The 19,123-nt window shown below is 69.2% G+C and carries 19 protein-coding genes; 13 read left to right on the top strand and 6 right to left on the bottom strand.

All coding sequences use genetic code 11. The features are described 5' to 3' along the window. Nucleotides 1-28 precede the first annotated feature (28 nt). Both Q5425_RS00340 and Q5425_RS00335 read left to right on the top strand, forming a co-directional pair. Nucleotides 29-3,940 (top strand): DNA-directed RNA polymerase subunit beta', encoded by a 3,912-nt coding sequence (locus Q5425_RS00340; RefSeq protein ID WP_308669989.1) that lies wholly within the window; start codon nt 29-31, stop codon nt 3,938-3,940. Between the two features lie 171 nt (nt 3,941-4,111). Then, nucleotides 4,112-5,854 (top strand): hypothetical protein, encoded by a 1,743-nt coding sequence (locus Q5425_RS00335; protein WP_308669988.1) that lies wholly within the window; start codon nt 4,112-4,114, stop codon nt 5,852-5,854. A gap of 51 nt (nt 5,855-5,905) precedes the next feature. On the opposite strand, the gene Q5425_RS00330 is transcribed toward Q5425_RS00335, so the two are convergent. Further along, entirely contained in the window at nt 5,906-6,691 is a 786-nt protein-coding gene (locus Q5425_RS00330) for a M15 family metallopeptidase (RefSeq protein WP_308669986.1), read from the bottom strand. Between the two features lie 47 nt (nt 6,692-6,738). Further along, entirely contained in the window at nt 6,739-7,239 is a 501-nt protein-coding gene (locus tag Q5425_RS00325; RefSeq protein ID WP_308669985.1) for an Lrp/AsnC family transcriptional regulator, read from the bottom strand. 95 nt (nt 7,240-7,334) lie between these two features. Here Q5425_RS00325 and Q5425_RS00320 point away from each other — a divergent pair, with 95 nt between their 5' ends. Both Q5425_RS00320 and Q5425_RS00315 read left to right on the top strand, forming a co-directional pair. Further along, on the top strand, nt 7,335-8,516 hold the full coding sequence (locus Q5425_RS00320) for an MFS transporter (RefSeq protein WP_308669984.1): 1,182 nt from the start codon (nt 7,335-7,337) through the stop codon (nt 8,514-8,516). A 132-nt stretch (nt 8,517-8,648) separates the two neighbouring features. After that, nucleotides 8,649-8,873: a hypothetical protein gene (locus Q5425_RS00315; RefSeq protein ID WP_308669983.1), complete on the top strand. Its 225-nt coding sequence runs from the start codon at nt 8,649-8,651 to the stop codon at nt 8,871-8,873. 26 nt (nt 8,874-8,899) lie between these two features. Here Q5425_RS00315 and Q5425_RS00310 read toward each other — a convergent pair whose 3' ends face one another. From Q5425_RS00310 to Q5425_RS00295, 4 genes are read right to left on the bottom strand one after another with little or no spacing between them, the layout of a single operon-like run. Beyond that, nucleotides 8,900-9,499, bottom strand: a complete 600-nt coding sequence (locus Q5425_RS00310; protein ID WP_308669982.1) for a hypothetical protein — start codon at nt 9,497-9,499, stop codon at nt 8,900-8,902. Between the two features lie 2 nt (nt 9,500-9,501). Then, a complete protein-coding gene (locus tag Q5425_RS00305) occupies nt 9,502-10,728 on the bottom strand; it encodes a hypothetical protein (protein ID WP_308669981.1) in 1,227 nt (408 codons plus the stop codon). Between the two features lie 10 nt (nt 10,729-10,738). Continuing rightward, nucleotides 10,739-11,086 (bottom strand): hypothetical protein, encoded by a 348-nt coding sequence (locus Q5425_RS00300; protein WP_308669980.1) that lies wholly within the window; start codon nt 11,084-11,086, stop codon nt 10,739-10,741. Next, complete coding sequence (locus Q5425_RS00295) at nt 11,086-11,625, bottom strand: YbaB/EbfC family nucleoid-associated protein (RefSeq protein WP_308669979.1); 540 nt, start codon at nt 11,623-11,625, stop codon at nt 11,086-11,088. Before Q5425_RS00295 ends, Q5425_RS00300 begins: the two co-directional genes overlap by 1 nt. A 154-nt stretch (nt 11,626-11,779) precedes the next feature. Between Q5425_RS00295 and Q5425_RS00290 the strand changes: the two genes are divergently transcribed. From Q5425_RS00290 to rplW, 9 genes are all read left to right on the top strand, one after another. Continuing rightward, nucleotides 11,780-11,935, top strand: a complete 156-nt coding sequence (locus Q5425_RS00290) for a hypothetical protein (RefSeq protein WP_308669978.1) — start codon at nt 11,780-11,782, stop codon at nt 11,933-11,935. A 462-nt stretch (nt 11,936-12,397) separates the two neighbouring features. After that, nucleotides 12,398-12,772, top strand: coding sequence for a 30S ribosomal protein S12 (gene rpsL, locus Q5425_RS00285; RefSeq protein ID WP_003102113.1), 375 nt, complete (start codon nt 12,398-12,400; stop codon nt 12,770-12,772). Next, nucleotides 12,772-13,242, top strand: a complete 471-nt coding sequence (rpsG, locus tag Q5425_RS00280; RefSeq protein WP_003102106.1) for a 30S ribosomal protein S7 — start codon at nt 12,772-12,774, stop codon at nt 13,240-13,242. The genes rpsL and rpsG overlap by 1 nt, the downstream gene beginning before the upstream one ends. Nucleotides 13,243-13,305: 63 nt before the next feature. Then, nucleotides 13,306-15,405 carry an elongation factor G gene (fusA, locus tag Q5425_RS00275; protein WP_308669977.1) on the top strand — a complete coding sequence of 700 codons (2,100 nt, stop codon included), beginning with the start codon at nt 13,306-13,308 and terminating at the stop codon, nt 15,403-15,405. 130 nt (nt 15,406-15,535) lie between these two features. Further along, nucleotides 15,536-16,729: an elongation factor Tu gene (gene tuf / locus Q5425_RS00270; protein WP_093949034.1), complete on the top strand. Its 1,194-nt coding sequence runs from the start codon at nt 15,536-15,538 to the stop codon at nt 16,727-16,729. Nucleotides 16,730-17,130: 401 nt separating this feature from the next. Beyond that, a complete protein-coding gene (gene rpsJ / locus Q5425_RS00265; protein ID WP_003102098.1) occupies nt 17,131-17,436 on the top strand; it encodes a 30S ribosomal protein S10 in 306 nt (101 codons plus the stop codon). Nucleotides 17,437-17,470: 34 nt separating this feature from the next. Beyond that, entirely contained in the window at nt 17,471-18,127 is a 657-nt protein-coding gene (rplC, locus tag Q5425_RS00260; protein WP_013222604.1) for a 50S ribosomal protein L3, read from the top strand. Continuing rightward, nucleotides 18,124-18,813 (top strand): 50S ribosomal protein L4, encoded by a 690-nt coding sequence (gene rplD, locus Q5425_RS00255; protein WP_308669976.1) that lies wholly within the window; start codon nt 18,124-18,126, stop codon nt 18,811-18,813. The genes rplC and rplD overlap by 4 nt, the downstream gene beginning before the upstream one ends. Next, nucleotides 18,810-19,121, top strand: a complete 312-nt coding sequence (rplW, locus tag Q5425_RS00250; protein ID WP_003102087.1) for a 50S ribosomal protein L23 — start codon at nt 18,810-18,812, stop codon at nt 19,119-19,121. Before rplD ends, rplW begins: the two co-directional genes overlap by 4 nt. Nucleotides 19,122-19,123 lie beyond the last annotated feature (2 nt).

Below are 19,123 nucleotides of genomic sequence, written 5' to 3'. Positions count from 1 at the left end.
GCCGAAACAACCCCAAGGGGATCTAGACGTGCTGGACGTCAACTTCTTCGATGAGCTCCGCATTGGTCTCGCCACGGCCGACGACATCCGTCAGTGGTCGTACGGCGAGGTCAAGAAGCCGGAGACCATCAACTACCGGACGCTCAAGCCCGAGAAGGACGGCCTCTTCTGCGAGAAGATCTTCGGTCCGACCCGGGACTGGGAGTGCTACTGCGGCAAGTACAAGCGCGTCCGCTTCAAGGGCATCATCTGTGAGCGCTGCGGCGTCGAGGTGACCCGCGCCAAGGTGCGCCGCGAGCGGATGGGCCACATCGAGCTGGCCGCCCCGGTCACCCACATCTGGTACTTCAAGGGTGTTCCGTCCCGCCTGGGCTACCTGCTGGACCTGGCGCCGAAGGACCTCGAGAAGATCATCTACTTCGCTGCTTACGTCATCACGGGCGTGAACACGGAGCTGCGCCACAACGACCTGCCGACCCTCGAGAACGAGATCGGCGTCGAGCGCAAGAACCTCGAGACCAAGCGGGACGCGGACATCGAAGCCCGCGCGCAGAAGCTCGAAGCCGACCTGGCCGCGCTGGAGGCGGAGGGCGCCAAGTCCGACGTCCGCCGCAAGGTCAAGGAGGGCGGCGAGCGCGAGATGCGCCAGCTGCGCGACCGCGCCGGCCGCGAGCTGGACCGCCTCGAGGAGGTCTGGACGACCTTCACGAAGCTCGACACCCGCCAGCTGATCGCCGACGAGCTGCTCTACCGCGAGCTCGTCGACCGCTACGGCGAGTACTTCACCGGCGGCATGGGCGCGGAGGCCATCCAGAAGCTGGCCGCCGAGTTCGACGTCGCCGCGGAGGCCGACAACCTGCGCGACACCATCCGCAACGGCAAGGGGCAGAAGAAGCTCCGCGCGCTGAAGCGGCTCAAGGTCGTCGCGGCCTTCCAGGCCACCGGCAACGACCCGCGCGGCATGGTGCTCGACGCCGTCCCGGTGATCCCGCCGGACCTGCGCCCGATGGTGCAGCTCGACGGTGGCCGGTTCGCGACGTCGGACCTGAACGACCTGTACCGCCGGGTCATCAACCGGAACAACCGCCTCAAGCGGCTGATCGACCTCGGCGCGCCCGAGATCATCGTCAACAACGAGAAGCGGATGCTGCAGGAGGCCGTCGACGCGCTGTTCGACAACGGCCGCCGCGGGCGTCCGGTCACCGGCCCGGGCAACCGGCCGCTGAAGTCGCTGTCCGACCTGCTCAAGGGCAAGCAGGGCCGGTTCCGCCAGAACCTGCTCGGCAAGCGCGTCGACTACTCGGGCCGTTCGGTCATCATCGTCGGCCCGCAGCTGAAGCTGCACCAGTGCGGTCTGCCGAAGGACATGGCGCTCGAGCTGTTCAAGCCGTTCGTCATGAAGCGGCTGGTCGACCTGAACCACGCGCAGAACATCAAGTCCGCCAAGCGGATGGTGGAGCGCTCGCGGCCGCAGGTGTGGGACGTGCTGGAAGAGGTCATCACCGGTCACCCGGTGATGCTGAACCGCGCGCCGACCCTGCACCGCCTCGGCATCCAGGCCTTCGAGCCGCAGCTGGTCGAGGGCAAGGCCATCCAGCTGCACCCGCTGGTCTGCGAAGCGTTCAACGCGGACTTCGACGGTGACCAGATGGCGGTGCACCTGCCGCTGTCGGCCGAGGCGCAGGCCGAGGCCCGGATCCTGATGCTGTCGGCGAACAACATCCTGTCGCCGGCGTCGGGCCGTCCGCTCGCCATGCCGCGGCTGGACATGGTGACGGGTCTGTTCCACCTGACCCGCCTCACCGAGACGGCCGAGGGCGCGGGCAACGCGTACTCGTCGCCGGCCGAGGCCATCATGGCGTACGACCGCAAGGCGCTGAGCCTGCACGCGCCGGTCAAGATCCGCATCACCGACCGTCAGCCGGCGAAGGCCGACGAGGCGCGGCTCGCGGAGAAGGGCTGGGAGCCGGGCAAGGCGTGGCTGGCCGAGACCACCCTGGGCCGCGTGCTGTTCAACGAGCTGCTGCCGGCGGACTACCCGTTCATCAACGAGCCGATGCCGAAGAAGCGGCAGGCCGCGATCGTGAACGACCTCGCCGAGCGGTACTCGATGACCCAGGTCGCGCAGACCCTGGACCGGCTCAAGGACGCCGGCTTCTACTGGGCGACCCGGTCGGGTGTCACCATCGCCATCTCGGACGTGCTCACCCCGGTGGGCAAGAAGGCCATCCTCGACGAGTACGAGGGCAAGGCCTCCCAGGTGGAGAAGCGCTACCAGCGTGGTCAGCTGTCGCACGCCGAGCGGAACAACGAGCTCGTCAAGGTGTGGACGCAGGCCACCGAAGAGGTCCACAAGATCATGGAGACGGCGCTGCCGGACGACAACCCGATCGCGGTGATCGTGAAGTCGGGTGCGGCGGGCAACATGACGCAGGTCCGGTCGCTGGCCGGGATGCGTGGCCTGGTGTCGAACCCGAAGGGTGAGTACATCCCGCGTCCGATCAAGGCCAACTTCCGTGAGGGCCTGTCGGTGGCGGAGTACTTCATCGCGACGCACGGTGCCCGGAAGGGCCTGGCGGACACGGCGCTCCGTACCGCCGACTCGGGTTACCTGACCCGGCGTCTGGTGGACGTCTCGCAGGACGTCATCGTCCGCGAGACCGACTGCGGCACCACCCGCGGCATCATGATGCCGATCGGCGAGGACATCGGCGACGGCAAGGTCCTGCGCGACCAGCACGTCGAGACCTCCGTGTACGCGCGGAACCTCGCGACGGACGCGGTGGACGCCAAGGGCAACGTCGTGCTGAACGCCGGTGACGACATCGGCGACCCGGCCATCGACAAGCTGATCTCCAGCGGCATCGCGAAGGTCAAGGTCCGCTCGGTGCTGACCTGCGAGTCGGTCGTCGGTATCTGCGCGACCTGCTACGGCCGCTCGATGGCGACCGGTCTGCTCGTCGACGTCGGCGAGGCCGTGGGTATCGTCGCGGCCCAGTCGATCGGTGAGCCGGGTACGCAGCTGACGATGCGTACGTTCCACCAGGGTGGTGTGGCCGGTGACGACATCACGACCGGTCTGCCGCGTGTCCAGGAGCTGTTCGAGGCCCGCGTCCCGAAGGGCAAGGCGCCCATCGCCGACGTCGACGGCCGCGTGCGGATCGAGGAGAGCGAGCGGTTCTGGAAGATCACCCTCATCCCGGACGACGGGGGCGAGGAGATCGTCTTCGACAAGCTGTCCAAGCGGCAGCGGCTCGCGAACACCCCGAACGGCCCGCTGGGCGACGGTGACCACGTCCACGTCGGTCAGCAGCTGCTCGAGGGCACGCCGGACCCGCACGAGGTCCTGCGGGTCATGGGGCCGCGCGAGGCGCAGATCCACCTGGTGGACGAGGTCCAGAAGGTGTACCGGGCGCAGGGTGTGTCGATCCACGACAAGCACATCGAGGTCATCGTCCGGCAGATGCTGCGCCGGGTGACGGTCATCGACTCCGGTGGCACGGACTTCCTGCCGGGCGAGCTGCCCGAGCGGACGAAGTTCGAGGCGACGAACCGGGCCTCGGTCGCCGAGGGCGGCGAGCCGGCTTCGGGCCGTCCGGTGCTGATGGGGATCACGAAGGCGTCGCTCACCACGGACTCGTGGCTGTCGGCGGCGTCGTTCCAGGAGACCACGCGAGTCCTGACCGACGCGGCGATCAACGGCCGCTCGGACAAGCTCGTGGGCCTCAAGGAGAACGTGATCATCGGTAAGCTGATCCCGGCCGGTACGGGCATCAACAAGTACCGCAACATCCAGGTGCAGCCGACCGAGGAGGCCCGGGTCGCGGCGTACGCGATCCCGTCCTACGACGACGGTTACTACACCCCGGACGTGTTCGGTACGGGTACCGGTGCCGCGGTTCCGCTGGACGACTACGACTTCGGCCGCGACTTCCGCTGACGAAGCCGAACTACGGGAAAGGCCCTCGCCGGGTGTCCGGCGGGGGCCTTTCCCGTTTCCCAAATTTCACTCAATCGGGTATTCACCCCTCCTGAATCTCGCTAGAGCATCCCGGTTCACGCGGTTCGGGGGCTTTGCGCGTTTCCAACGGGTATTCAGGGGTGACTGTTCGTGAACAAATCCAGAAGCGCGAGACCCATCGCGCGGTGTTTCGCCGTGCTCGCGGCCGCGGCCGCGCTGACCAGCGCGTTCACCGTCCCGGCTGGAGCGGAAGAGCCGACGCCGGCCTCAGCCGCGCCGTCCACATCGGAGGCGCCGGCCAGTTCCGCTGCGCCGACATCGTCCGCGCCGGTTTCGAGCGCGCCCGAAAGCAAGCCCGCGGCGCAGCCGCAGACCGATTCCGCGCAACGCGCGCAGGTCACCGTCTCGATCGTTGGTCTGAAGGGCGAGTACGCGTCCAACGAGGACGTCCGCTTCACGTTCCAGCTGAAGAACACCGGCGACGTCACCGCGACCGGGGTCTGGGTCTCCCAGCACATCGACCAGCCGACCGACCTGCAGGTCGCGTACGAGCCGGGCTGGGGTGACCTGACCTACGGGCGGGGGATCGAACTCGAGCCGGGGCAGACGTTCGAGCTGGCGATGACCGGGCACATCCGGGACATCAGCAAGGACACCGTGCACGTCCGGGGTGTCGTGTTCGACGATTCCCACTTCGGCATCGGCCAGTTCGACGAGCCGGCGAAGGTCACGCCGGCCTCCGGCGAGGCGTCGGGCATCGTCTACGGCGACAAGAACGGCAACGGCGTTCGCGACCGCGGCGAAGAGCTGGCCGGGATCAAACTCACTCTCCGGTACGTCCACGGCGACGTCACGTACACCGCGACGAGCGACGACAAGGGCAACCTGACCTTCAAGGTCCCGGCCGCGGAGTACTACCTCGGCGGCGAAGTGGTCGACGGCTGGCTGTTCCCGTGGCGAACCGTCCGGATCGGGGAGAACACGCCGCTGGACCTGCGCGGCGCGGCACCGCTGAACGGCGCGCTCAAGGCGTCGATGGTGTTCGCGAAGGACAGCTACCAGGTCGGCGAACTCGCGCACGTCACCGTGACGCTGACCAACTCCGGCAAGCTCCCGCTCACCGGCATCGTGGCCGAGTGCAACCGCATCGGCGACGCGTACATCCTGAGCGGCCGGACCCCGGGCTGGGGTGACCTCGCCGGCAACGGCGTGACGATCGCCCCGGGGGAGACCCGCGTGTTCGACGTGTCGGAGGCTGTCCCGCAGGCCGCGTTCAACCGCGGGATCGTGGTGGCCTCCTGCGACTTCGGCTACCCCGAGGTCGACATCGACAACCACGCGCAGGCCCGCGCCCAGGCGTCGGTCCCGGGCGCCAAGGCCGTCGTCGAGGGCAACATCGGCGTCTTCGACGACCAGGGCCAGGTGAAGCAGGGCCTCGCCGGGGTCAAGGTCGTGCTGGTGTCCGATCGGCACTGCCCGGTCGCCGGGGAGCGGACCACCGACGCCCAGGGCCACTTCGAGTTCCGCGACGTCGCGCCGGGACCGGACTACCGGCTGGTCCTGCTGCCGGCCACGGGCTGGAAGATCAAGTACGAGAACCCGGTGCGGATCGACGTCTGGGGCCCGCCGGAGAACCACCGCGTGTGGCGGATCGACGCCGAAGAGGGCGAAGCACCGCTCCCGGTCGTGCCGGTCAACCCCGCGGACTGCACCGCGGGCGCTCCGACGTCGACGACCGGCGCGGCCGGTGGCACCGGCGGCGGCCAGAGCAGCGGCTCCGGGCTGGCCAGCACCGGCGTCGAGGCGCTCGGGCTGGGCGCGCTCGCGCTGACCGCACTGGCCCTCGGCGGTGGCCTGGTGTTCGGCGCCCGCCGTCGCCGTCGCTCCGCCTGACGCTCGCAGCGAAGCGCCCCGGTCCACAGTGGACCGGGGCGCTTTCCGGTTTCAGCGGACGCTGCGGCGCGACACCGGGAAGTCGAAGTAGGTGTCCGGGAAGGGTTCGCCGTTCAGCGTGAAGTGCCACCACTCCTCGGGCAGGTTGCGGAAGCCCGCCGCGCTCATCGTCGAGCGCAGCAGGTCGCGGTTCTGCCGGGCGACGCCGGTGATCGCCGGGTTGTCGGTGTGGGCGAGCGGGTCGAAGCAGTCGTAGCCGGTGCCCATGTCGACGGTGTTGTCGGGGAAGCGCTGGTCCCGCGGCGCGAAGCACGGCTCGAGCGGCTCGCCCGGGACGTAGGACCGCTGGAACGGCGGCGGGATGCGGACGAGGGTGAGGTCCATGGTGCTGCCGCGGCTGTGCCCGGACTTCTCGGCGATGTACCCGTCGGCGAAGAGCCGGTCCTTGGCGACGTTCGGGTAGAACTCCGCCTTCATCTTCTCGTCCGCGAGGTCCTTCGCCCACCGCACGAAGTGGTCGACGGCGCGCTGCGGCCGGTAGCAGTCGTAGACCTTGAGCGTGTACCCGAGCTTGACCAGCTGCCCCTGCGCCTTCCGCAGGCCTTCGGCGGCCGGCCGGGTCAGGAGGCACAGGGGACGGCGGTACCCGTCGATGCGGCGGCCGACGAAGTTGTGCCGCGTGTCGTAGCGGATGTCCTGCAGGATCGACGGTGCGACATCGGAGAGCGCGACGAAGCCGGCGGGGGTGCCGGCCTCCGCCGTGGCGGGGACGGCGAGGCCGGCCATGGCGGTGAGGGTGACGGCGAGCGCGCGCACCCGGCGAGGGAAGATCGGCATCCCTCTCGTCTAGCAGCCGGGCGCCCGGAACTCAGCCGCCCTTCGGGTCACGACCAGCCTTCCGGGGTCGTCGCGCGCAGGAAGTCGTCGGACGGCGGCTGCACCGGCCGCCCTTCGAACTGCGTCGAAAGCACCACCGACGACCGCAGCTCGCCGTGCTTGCCCAGCCGCTCCAGCAGGCCTTCGAAGTGCTCGAGCGAGGCTGCCCGGATCTTCAGCATCGTGCAGTGGTCGCCGCTCAGCCGGTGGATCTCCACGACCTCCGGGTAGTCCTCGGACTTCGACGTCTTCAGCAGGCAGCTGCTGAGCGCGCACCGCATCTCGACGAACGCCTGCAGCGGCTGGCCCGCGCGCCGCGCGTCGACCTGGGCGCGGTACCCGGTGATCACGCCGGTCTCTTCGAGCCGCCGCACCCGCTCGGCCACCGCGGGCGCCGACAGGTTGATGCGGCGGCCGAGCTCTTTGAACGAGAGCCGCCCGTCGGCCTGCAGCAGCTCCAGCAGCCGCCAGTCGACGTCGTCCAGCGCCTTTTCCGAACGGAAGGTCATGGGCCCCATCTTCCTTCCGAAGCGCAGGCCGGGCGAGCGAAATCCCGTTCATCGTCCCTTCGGATCGGGCCCGGAGCTCCCTAAAGTTGCTGGTCATGGGGACTTCGACGGTGACCGGCCGGACCCGGTCCATGGGGGCGTTGTTCGCCGGCGTCGCACTGCTCAACACGGCCATGGTCGGGTTGACCACCGCGGCCACGCTGATCGTCGCCGCGGGCAGCGGGGCGGCCTGGAGCGGGCTGCCGAGCGTCGCGAGCGTGCTCGGCACCGCGGGCGGCGCGCTCGCCGCGGGACTGCTGCTGCCGGTCCACGGCAGCCGCCGCGTCCTGGTGACCGGGTACGGCGTCGCGGCGGCCGGCGCGCTGGTCGCGTTCGCGGGCGCGCTGGCGACGTCGATCGTGCCGCTGCTGCTGGGCATCCTGCTGGTCGGCGTCGGCAACGGCGGTGCCCAGCTGTCCCGCTACCTCGCCGCGGACCTGTACCCGCAGGAACGCCGGGGCCGCGCGCTGGCCACCGTCGTCTGGGCCGGGACGGTCGGCGCGCTCGCCGGCCCGGCGCTCATGGCACCGGCGGCGCACGTCGTGACCGGCTTCGGCTGGCCGCCGCTGTCGGGGCCGATCGCGATCGCGGTGCTGGCCACGGCGGGGGCGGTGGCGGCGGCGGCCGTCCTGCCGCGGGACATCCCGCCGCCGCGGCCGCCGGTGACCGCGGCGGTGCGCGGCCCGGTCCGCTCGCCCGCCGTCGTGCGGCCGCTGGCCACGATGGTCGCCGCGCAGCTGGCGATGGTCGCGGTGATGACCATGACGCCGTTGCAGCTGCAGAGCCACGGGCACGGCCTCGATGCGGTCGGGTGGGTGCTGAGCGCGCACATGATCGGCATGTTCGCGCTGGCGCCGCTGTCCGGCCGGATCGCCGACCGCTGGGGCCCGGCCGTGACGGTCAACGCGGGGCTCGGGGTACTGGCACTGGCGACGGCGACCGCGCTCGCGGCCCCGACGGCGCACACGTCCGGCCTGCCGGTGGCGTTGTTCCTGCTGGGGTACGGCTGGAACCTGGTGTTCGTCGGCGGCAGCGCGCAGCTCAGCCGGGACCTCGCCCCGGAGACGCGCAGCCGGGTGCAGGGCACCGTCGACGCGGTCGTCTGGTCGGCGTCCGCACTGGCCGGGCTGGGCTCGGGGGCCCTGTTCGCGGGCGGCGGGTACGCGCTGGTCGCGGTGGTCGGCGGGGTGCTGGCCCTGCTCCCGCTGGCGCTGCTGGTGCCCCGTAACGGCAGGTAGCCGGGTCGTTGCCGGCAAATCTCCCGGCGCCGCGGCCGCGCGTTGCTGATGGGCGCCGGGCAAGCTCCTGCCCTCGTTCCGACCGCGGGCGGCCGTTCAGCGGATCCCCGCCGCCCCGGGCACCATGAAGGTATGACGCCCGTCACCAAGCGCCTCACCGTGGTCGCCGTCGTGCTGATCACGGCGGGGGCCGTCCTGCTGTCGGTGGGTGCGATCGGCTTCCGGGCCACCTCCGATCAGCCCGACGCCAACATCGGCGCGGGGTTCGCCCTGCTCGCCGGGCCCTACGTCGTCGGTCTCGGGCTCGTCTTCGCGCTTTCGGCGGGCTTGACCCACCTCACGACGCGCCGCCGCTGAGGTTCCACAGCGTCAATTCCACAGCGTCAATCCCACAGCGCCGCGGGGAGGTGGTCGGCCAGGTCGGCCAGGTACCGCGCTTCGGCCGTGAGGTTCTGCCGCGTCGCGCAGCCCGGGCCCCACGTGCGGGCGGCGCCGTTCTCGACCACGACTTCCCGCTGCCCGAACCGCGGGTTCGCCGCCAGCCAGCGGGCCAGCTCGGCGTCGAGCGTGGCGTCCGGCGGGAGCGTCGGCATCATCACCGGACGGCCCGGGACGATCCGCAGCTCCGGGCCCGGCGGCACGCGCACCTGGGTGACGTGGAGGTCGCGGAAGTACGTGTGGTCGTCGAAGTGCCGGTAGGACTCCCGCGTGTCGATCCCGAGCACCGGCCGGTCGCCGAGGCGGAACTCGACCCACGGGTCGTCCGGCGCGCCCGCCAGCGGCCGCCCGGTCGGGTGAAACACGCCGAAGGAAGGAGCCGGGCCGCCGTCGCCGCTGCCGAACGTGCCGCCCCGCTCCGCCGCGAACGCCTTGAACCAGTGCCCTGCGCGGCTCGCCGCGGACTTCCGCTGCGACCGCCACCAGATCGCGCCGGCCACCGCGGCGACGACCACGAGCAGGCCGATCGTGAAGAGCGTCTGCATCGTCAGAAGTCCAGGTCTTCGCGGGTCTCTTCGACGGACTGGTCGCGGCCCGTCCCGTCGTAGCCGCTCGCCTTCTTCGCGTTCTTGACGTGGCTGTTGAGCTTGCCGAGGTGGTCGTTCACCGTCTTGGCCGGGTTGTCGCCGGGGTTGGCCGGGTGGTAGCCCAGCACGCCCTTGACCGCCGCTTCGCCGCCCTTCTTCAGGGCTTCGACGGCGCCGGCCTTCAGCATCGTCTTCCGGTAGTCGATCTTGCCCGCGGCGTCGAGCACCGGGTTCTCGAAGGCCTTCGCCCAGCGCTTGCCGATCATGCCCTTGTCGCCGACGGCTTTCTGGAGGAGGTCCTTGCCCTCGTTCTCCTTCGCGATCTTCGTGAGCGACTTGCCGAGCGTCGTCGAGGCGAACTTCTGCTGCAGCTTCCGGAGCCAGTCGAGGACCTTCTGCAGGAGCTCGCGCAGCTTGTTCACCTTCTGCGTGGTCTTCGCGGTCGTCTGGGCCGCCTTGACCTCGGTCACCGGGGCGGCGGCCGAGAGCGAAGCGCCGCACGTCGGCACCGCGGCGGCCAGGGCCGGCACCCACAGCAGGATCAGCCAGGTCACGAACTCGGTCAGGATGGCCTTGATCAGGTCCTCGGCGAAGCTCATCAGCATGCTGTTGAGCTGCAGCATCCGCGCCAGGTCGCCGGACCGGCCGGCGACGCCCTCGATGCCGTGCGCGAACTCGCCCAGCGCGGTTTTCGCCGCGTTGCTCGCGTCGCCCTCCCAGTCCTTCAACGACTCGTCGGCGACCTCGGCGAAGTTCTTCGCCAGCTGGTCCAGCCCGGTGGCGATCGCCCCGAAGTTTTCCGCGGCGATGCCCAGCGCCGGTCCGTCGCCGCTGACGAAGTGGATCGCGTCCTGGATCGGCTGGACGGCGTTGACCAGGAAGTTCAGCCCCTGCCCGACCAGCCAGCCGAGCGGGTCGGTGGCGATGTCGGTCAAGGTGCTCGCGCTCGACTGGATGAAGCTCGCCGTGTCGGTCGCGAGCGAACCGAGCGCGAGCGTGATGTCCGCGCCGTCGGGCTGCGGCGCGAACACCGCCTTCGTCACCGAGACCGCGTCCTTGCCGGCGGTGACGGCGCCTCCGGCGAACGGCGTCGCCTTGACCGCGTTGCCGACGTTGACCCCGAGCACCGTCTCCGGGTCGTCCGGCTTGACGGTGATCCCGCTCGCGACGTCTTCGACCTCTGCCATGGCGGCCCCCTCAGTGCTTCTGCTCGCCCGGGCCGTCGAGCAGAAGCTCGACCTGGCCGAAGAAGGTCTTGTGGTCGTCCTCGACGCCTTGGTAGACGTTCGCCGCGTCGGTCAGCTTGGCCTGCGCCGAAGCCAGCCCGTCCGCGATCGACGCCAGCAGGGAGTGCAGCTCGCGCAGGGTGTCGTCGTAGCCGCCCTTGGTGAAGACGCCGACCACGCCCCACGACTTGTCGCCGACGTCGGCCTGGGCCACCTTTTCCGTGATCTTCGCGCCCTGCTCCCGGTACTTGCCCAGGTCGCCGGCGTACTCGTGCAGCGCATCCACCCGAACCCGGTAACCGCCGGCTCCGTCGGGCATCAGTCCTCCTCGTCGAACAGGTTCCGCAGGAAGCGGTCGCCCGCCGAGGGGCTCGGCGCGGGTGGTGCCGCCGGCGGGTCGGCCGGGCGCAGCACCCGCTGCTCCGAGAAGTCCTCGGCCGCGCGCGGCCGCTCTTCCGCCAGCTTCGACCGCAGTTCTTCGACGGTGGTTCCGAACGCCACGGCCTGCGTCTCGAGGACCTGGTCGACCAGGCCGAGGTCGTCGCCCATGTTCTCCTCGACGATGACGGCCTGCCGCCGCGCCGCCTCGCCGACGGCCTCCCGCAGCGTCGCCAGCAGCGTGGCCGAGAGGGCGTGCGGGCCCTTGGCCAGCGCGGCCTCGGTGAACTTGACGTCCAGGACGGCCCCGCCCGGCCCGGTGACCACGGTGACGCCCCCGTCCGGCGACGCCGCGCTCGCGCGCAGCTCGGTCAGCTGCTGCTGCATCGCGCCCAGCCCGGCGAACCGGTCGTCGGCGCTGCGGACGCCCGCCTGGAACCGCTCGAACTCGGCCACCAGGTGCTCGAACTCGGCCGACATGCCTGCCCCTCCCTGTGCTCGTCCACCCATCGTGACGCTTCGACCGCACTGTGACGCACGGAACGGCCGATCCGATCCCACTGCGTCACCTGACCGGGTAATGGGTAGGTTTCGGCGGAGAGGGAAGCCGGGGACAACGCGCGAGGAGTGTGTGATGACCAGCACCGAAGGGGCCGGACGGCCCGTCGACGAACCGAAGCCGACGGGCAGCCACGCCGCCCCGGAGGGCGCCGGCGTGCACCCGCTGATCGACCTGTCCCGCGACCCCAACCCGGGCAAGCCGGACCACGCGAAGCCGGACGAGGACTGAGCCCGGTTCGCCGGCTACCGGCGGCAGGTTCCGGTGCCGCGAACGAGTCATCGGGGGCCTCTGGCGTCCCGGACGAGCCGTTCGCGACGGTGAAACCGCGCCGCGCCGGTCGCGCCGGCGCCGGGTGATCGGCCCCGCGACCCGAGGCGTGGAATGTGCCGCGGTCGGCGGGCGTTGAGAGGTACGCTGGAGGTTCGCCGACCTACAGACCCCCCGCCGCGTTCCTCCCGGACCCGGGCGGGTATCTTTGGAGACCGTGCCCGGCATGCGTCGGGCCGCTCCGCGTGCCGTGCGCATGGGCGGGGTGCTCAGGCACCCGGTCACCGGCTTCGGCAGGTCGGGGTTCCGACGGAAATCCCTCCGGGAAGTTACCGGTCGCGAGACCGTGACGCGGGCCGACACGCCCGACCGCGGGGGCCGGTGAAGACACGAAGAAGCAGATCACGACAGGAAGCTGGTCCATTGCCCACGATCCAGCAGCTGGTCCGCAAGGGCCGCCAGGACAAGGCTGCCAAGCAGAAGACCGCGGCCCTCAAGGGGAGCCCGCAGCGGCGTGGCGTGTGCACTCGCGTGTACACCACGACCCCCAAGAAGCCGAACTCGGCGCTTCGCAAGGTCGCGCGTGTGAAGCTGACCAGCGGCATCGAGGTCACCGCTTACATCCCCGGTGAGGGCCACAACCTGCAGGAGCACTCGATGGTGCTCGTGCGTGGTGGTCGTGTGAAGGACCTTCCGGGTGTCCGTTACAAGATCATCCGCGGTTCGCTCGACACCCAGGGTGTCAAGAACCGCAAGCAGGCGCGCAGCCGGTACGGCGCGAAGAAGGAGAAGAGCTAATGCCCCGCAAGGGTCCGGCCCCGAAGCGGCCGCTGATCTCCGACCCCGTCTACGCCTCCCCGCTGGTCACCCAGCTGGTGAACAAGGTGCTGAAGGACGGGAAGCGGTCCCTGGCCGAGCGCATCGTGTACGGCGCGCTCGAAGGCGCTCGCGAGAAGACGGGCACCGACCCGGTCGTCACGCTGAAGCGCGCCCTCGACAACGTGAAGCCCACCATCGAGGTGAAGAGCCGCCGCGTCGGTGGCGCCACCTACCAGGTGCCGATCGAGGTCAAGCCGGGCCGCTCCACGACGCTGGCGCTGCGCTGGCTGGTCTCCTTCTCGCAGGCTCGCCGCGAGAAGACGATGATCGAGCGCCTGCAGAACGAGCTCCTGGACGCTTCGAACGGCCTCGGTGCCTCGGTGAAGCGTCGCGAGGACACGCACAAGATGGCCGAGTCCAACCGGGCCTTCGCGCACTACCGCTGGTGATGACCGCCCGGCTGTCGACCAAGCCATGCCGGGCCCCAAGCTTGAGAACAGGGGAACACTCTCGTGGCACGTGAAGTGCTGACCGACCTGAACAAGGTCCGCAACATCGGCATCATGGCCCACATCGACGCCGGCAAGACGACCACCACCGAGCGGATCCTGTTCTACACCGGGGTCAACTACAAGATCGGTGAAGTCCACGACGGCGCCGCCACCATGGACTGGATGGAGGAGGAGCAGAAGCGGGGTATCACCATCACCTCGGCTGCCACCACCACCTTCTGGGACGACCACCAGATCAACATCATCGACACCCCCGGGCACGTCGACTTCACCGTCGAGGTGGAGCGCAACCTCCGGGTGCTCGACGGTGCGGTCGCCGTCTTCGACGGCAAGGAAGGCGTCGAGCCGCAGTCCGAGCAGGTCTGGCGGCAGGCGGACAAGTACGACGTCCCGCGCATCTGCTTCGTCAACAAGATGGACAAGCTGGGCGCGGACTTCTACTACACCGTGAAGACCATCGTGGACCGCCTCGGCGTCCGCCCGCTGGTCATCCAGCTGCCGATCGGCGCCGAGAACGACTTCGAAGGCGTCGTCGACCTGGTCCGCATGAAGGCGCTGACCTGGCGCGGCGAGGTCCAGAAGGGCGAGGACTACTCGATCGAGGAAATCCCGGCCGACCTGGCCGAGAAGGCCGCCGAGTACCGCGAGAAGCTCGTCGAGACCGTCGCCGAGGCGGACGACGCGCTGATGGAGAAGTTCCTCGAGGGTGAGGAGCTGACGGAGGCCGAGATCAAGGCCGGCATCCGGAAGCTCACCATCACCAGCCAGGTCTTCCCGGTGCTCGCCGGTTCCGCGTTCAAGAACAAGGGCGTGCAGCCCATGCTCGACGCGGTCATCGACTACCTGCCGACCCCGCTGGACGTCCCGGCCGTCGAGGGCCTGCTGCCCGACGGCGAGACCGTGGCTTCCCGCAAGGCGTCGGTCGACGAGCCGTTCGCCGCGCTCGCGTTCAAGATCGCCGCGCACCCGTTCTTCGGCAAGCTGACCTACATCCGGGTGTACTCGGGCAAGGTCGCCGCCGGCGCACAGGTCATCAACGCGACCAAGGAGCGCAAGGAGCGCATCGGGAAGATCTTCCAGATGCACTCCAACAAGGAGAACCCGGTCGACGACGCCCAGGTCGGCCACATCTACGCGGTCATCGGCCTGAAGGACACCACCACGGGTGACACCCTGGCGGACCCGCAGAACCCGATCGTGCTGGAGTCGATGACGTTCCCCGAGCCGGTCATCCGGGTCGCGATCGAACCGAAGACGAAGGCCGACCAGGAGAAGCTGTCCCTGGCGATCCAGAAGCTGGCCGAAGAGGACCCGACGTTCCAGGTCAAGCTGGACGAGGACACCGGCCAGACGATCATCGCGGGCATGGGCGAGCTGCACCTCGAGGTGCTGGTGAACCGGATGAAGTCCGACTACAAGGTCGAGGCGAACATCGGCAAGCCGCAGGTCGCTTACCGCGAGACGATCAAGAAGACGGTCGACAAGCTCGACTACGTCCACAAGAAGCAGACCGGTGGTTCCGGCCAGTTCGCGAAGGTCATCGTGAAGCTGGAGCCGCTCGAGCGCACCGACGGCGCGCTCTACGAGTTCGACAACAAGGTGACCGGTGGTCGCGTGCCGCGGGAGTACATCCCGTCGGTGGACGCGGGCGCGCAGGACGCGATGCAGTACGGCGTGCTGGCCGGCTACCCGCTCGTCGGGTTGAAGTTCACCCTGTTGGATGGTGCGTACCACGAGGTCGACTCTTCGGAGATGGCGTTCAAGATCGCCGGTTCCATGGCGATGAAGGAAGCCGCGAAGAAGGCCGGCCCGGTGATCCTGGAGCCGATGATGGCGGTCGAGGTGACCACGCCCGAGGACTACATGGGTGACGTCATCGGTGACCTCAACTCCCGCCGTGGTCAGATCCAGGCCATGGAGGAGCGGGCGGGCATCCGCGTCGTGAAGGCGCTGGTCCCGCTGTCGGAGATGTTCGGCTACGTCGGCGACCTGCGGTCCCGCACCCAGGGCCGGGCGAACTACTCCATGTTGTTCGACTCCTACGCCGAGGTTCCCGCGAACGTCGCGAAGGAAATCATCGCGAAGGCGACGGGGGAGTAACTCCCCCCAGCGCTCGCGGGCATTAAGGGACTCTCCTGAACGTCCGCAGCACCGACGAAGGAACAATCGTGGGGCGGCAGCCACGCCGCCCCACGAGCACAAAGCGAAATCAGTCCAGGAGGACATTCCAGTGGCGAAGGCGAAATTCGAGCGGACCAAGCCGCACGTCAACATCGGCACCATCGGTCACGTTGACCACGGCAAGACGACTCTGACCGCGGCTATCACCAAGGTGCTGCACGACAAGTACCCGGAGCTGAACGAGTCGCGGGCGTTCGACCAGATCGACAACGCGCCGGAAGAGAAGCAGCGCGGCATCACGATCAACATCTCGCACGTCGAGTACCAGACCGAGAAGCGTCACTACGCCCACGTCGACGCCCCCGGTCACGCGGACTACATCAAGAACATGATCACCGGTGCCGCCCAGATGGACGGCGCGATCCTGGTCGTGGCCGCCACCGACGGCCCGATGCCGCAGACCCGTGAGCACGTGCTGCTCGCCCGCCAGGTCGGCGTGCCCTACATCGTGGTCGCGCTGAACAAGGCCGACATGGTCGACGACGAGGAGATCCTCGAGCTCGTCGAGCTGGAGGTCCGCGAGCTGCTGTCCTCGCAGGAGTTCCCGGGCGACGACGCGCCGGTCGTGCGCGTGTCCGGTCTCAAGGCCCTCGAGGGCGACGAGAAGTGGGCCGAGGCCGTTCTCGAGCTCATGGCGGCCGTCGACGACAGCGTGCCGGACCCGGTGCGCGAGCTCGACAAGCCGTTCCTGATGCCGATCGAAGACGTCTTCACCATCACCGGTCGTGGCACCGTGGTGACCGGTCGCGTCGAGCGCGGCCAGATCAACGTCAACGAAGAGGTCGAGATCGTGGGTATCCGCGAGAAGTCGACCAAGACCACCGTCACCGGTGTCGAGATGTTCCGCAAGCTGCTCGACTCGGGCCAGGCGGGCGACAACGTGGGCCTGCTGGTCCGCGGTATCAAGCGCGAGGACGTCGAGCGCGGCCAGGTCGTCGTGAAGCCGGGTACCACCACCCCGCACACCGACTTCGAGGGCCGGGTCTACATCCTGTCGAAGGACGAGGGTGGCCGTCACACCCCGTTCTTCAACAACTACCGCCCGCAGTTCTACTTCCGCACCACCGACGTGACCGGCGTCGTGACCCTCCCCGAGGGCACCGAGATGGTCATGCCGGGCGACAACACCGACATCTCGGTCCAGCTGATCCAGCCGGTCGCGATGGACGAGGGTCTGCGCTTCGCCATCCGCGAGGGTGGCCGGACCGTCGGCGCCGGCCAGGTCACCAAGATCATCAAGTGATTTAGGCGCCCCGGCCGGGGGTAATACACCCCCGGCTCAGGGGCGTCAAATCACGTGTGCAACACTATTCAGGTTGCTCGTCCTGGGGCGGCCGATCCCTTTGGGGTCCGGCCGCTCCGGTGCGAGTGGCCACGGTCCGCGGAGCTCTTTCCTTCGGGTGAGGCGAGCGGGCAAGGGCAGTGAGACGGCGAGACGGTCAGCCGGCTCATGGCCTCCTCACGTTGAGGAAGACCAGGCAAGACGACGATCCCGCGGGATCCGTCTGTGCGTCGGGCGCGACACGCCCGACCGCGTGGACCGGGGACAGGGCCGTTGAACTGCGGAAACTCAAGGTCTGGTGGGGACACCGGCCGGGGTTTTGTGAGATAGCGGCACGAGACGACAAGGAACGAGCAGCCACCATGGCGGGACAGAAGATCCGCATCCGGCTCAAGGCCTACGACCACGAGGCGATCGACACCTCGGCGCGCAAGATCGTGGAGACGGTCACGCGCACCGGCGCCCGTGTTGTCGGGCCGGTGCCGCTGCCCACCGAGAAGAACGTTTACTGCGTCATCCGCTCGCCGCACAAGTACAAGGACTCGCGCGAGCACTTCGAGATGCGCACGCACAAGCGTCTGATCGACATCCTCGACCCGACGCCGAAGACGGTCGACGCGCTCATGCGCATCGACCTCCCGGCGAGCGTCGACGTCAACATCCAGTAGTAGCGGCGGGCGAGCGGCGGAGAGTAAGAGACTCATGTCTGACAGGCAGATGAAGGGCATCCTGGGCACCAAGCTCGGCATGACCCAGGTCTTCGACGAACAGAACCGGGTTGTCCCGGTCACCGTCGTCAAGGCCGGTCCGAACGTGGTCACCCAGGTTCGGACCCAGGACAAGGACGGCTACACGGCCGTGCAGCTGGCGTTCGGCGCGGTCGACCCGCGCAAGGTGAACAAGCCGCGCACCGGCCACTTCGACAAGGCGGGCGTGACCCCGCGCCGGTTCCTCGCCGAGCTGCGCACCACCGACGCCGAGACCTACGAGGTCGGCCAGGAGATCACCGCCGAGGTGTTCGCCGCCGGCGTCGAGGTCGACGTGACCGGTACCAGCAAGGGCAAGGGCTACGCGGGCGTCATGAAGCGCCACGGCTTCAAGGGCCAGGGCGCGAGCCACGGTGCCCAGGCCGTGCACCGCAAGCCGGGTTCCATCGGTGGCTGCGCCACCCCCGGCCGCGTCTTCAAGGGCCTGCGCATGGCGGGCCGGATGGGCAACGACCGGGTCACCACGCAGAACCTGACCGTGCACGCCGTGCGTGCCGACGACGGCCTGCTGCTGATCAAGGGCGCCGTGCCCGGTCCCAAGGGCGGCGTGCTGTTCGTTCGCAGCGCCGCGAAGGGTGGTAACTCCGAATGACAAGCGTCGAGCTGAAGACCCCGGCCGGTAAAGCCGACGGCACCGTGGACCTCCCCGAGGAGATCTTCGACGTGCAGGCCAATGTCGCGCTGATGCACCAGGTCGTGGTGGCCCAGCAGGCCGCCGCGCGCCAGGGCACGCACGACACGAAGACCCGTGGCGAAGTTCGCGGTGGCGGCAAGAAGCCGTACCGGCAGAAGGGCACCGGCCGTGCCCGCCAGGGTTCGACCCGCGCGCCGCAGTTCGTCGGTGGTGGCGTCGTCCACGGCCCCACGCCGCGTGACTACTCGCAGCGGACCCCGAAGAAGATGAAGGCCGCCGCTCTGCGTGGCGCCCTCTCCGACCGGGCCCGCGCCGGCCAGCTGCACGTCGTCACCGAACTGGTGACCGGCGAGAAGCCGTCGACCAAGGCCGCCAAGACCGCCCTCGCCGCCGTGACGGCCGCGAAGCGCGTGCTCGTGGTGCTGCACCGGGCCGACGAGCTGAGCTGGGTTTCCCTGCGGAACCTGCCCGAGGTGCACATCCTCTGGGCCGACCAGCTCAATACCTACGACGTGCTGGTCAACGACGACGTCGTGTTCACCAAGGCCGCGTACGACGCGTTCGTCGCCGGCCCCGTCCGTGGCAAGTCCGTCAAGGCTTCCGCGCGGTCGGGCGAGGTCACGGAAGGGAGTGACGAGAAGTGAGTTCGGTCGCCATTCCGGACCCCCGCGACATCCTGCTCGCGCCGGTCATCTCCGAGAAGTCCTACGGGCTGCTCGAGGACCACAAGTACACGTTCATCGTCCGCCCGGACGCCAACAAGACCCAGATCAAGATCGCGGTCGAAAAGGTGTTCGGCGTCAAGGTGGTCAGCGTCAACACGGCCAACCGCCAGGGCAAGCGGAAGCGGACTCGCGCCGGCTTCGGCAAGCGCAAGGACACCAAGCGCGCCATCGTGACTCTTTCGCCCGAGAGCAAGGCGATTGAGATCTTCGGCGGACCCACCGCGTAAAG

Origin of the sequence: Amycolatopsis sp. A133 (genome assembly GCF_031082405.1) — a bacterium.
In the GTDB taxonomy this organism is placed as follows: domain Bacteria; phylum Actinomycetota; class Actinomycetes; order Mycobacteriales; family Pseudonocardiaceae; genus Amycolatopsis.
Note: the sequence above shows the minus strand (reverse complement) of the source record. Positions and strands in the feature narration are given on the sequence as shown.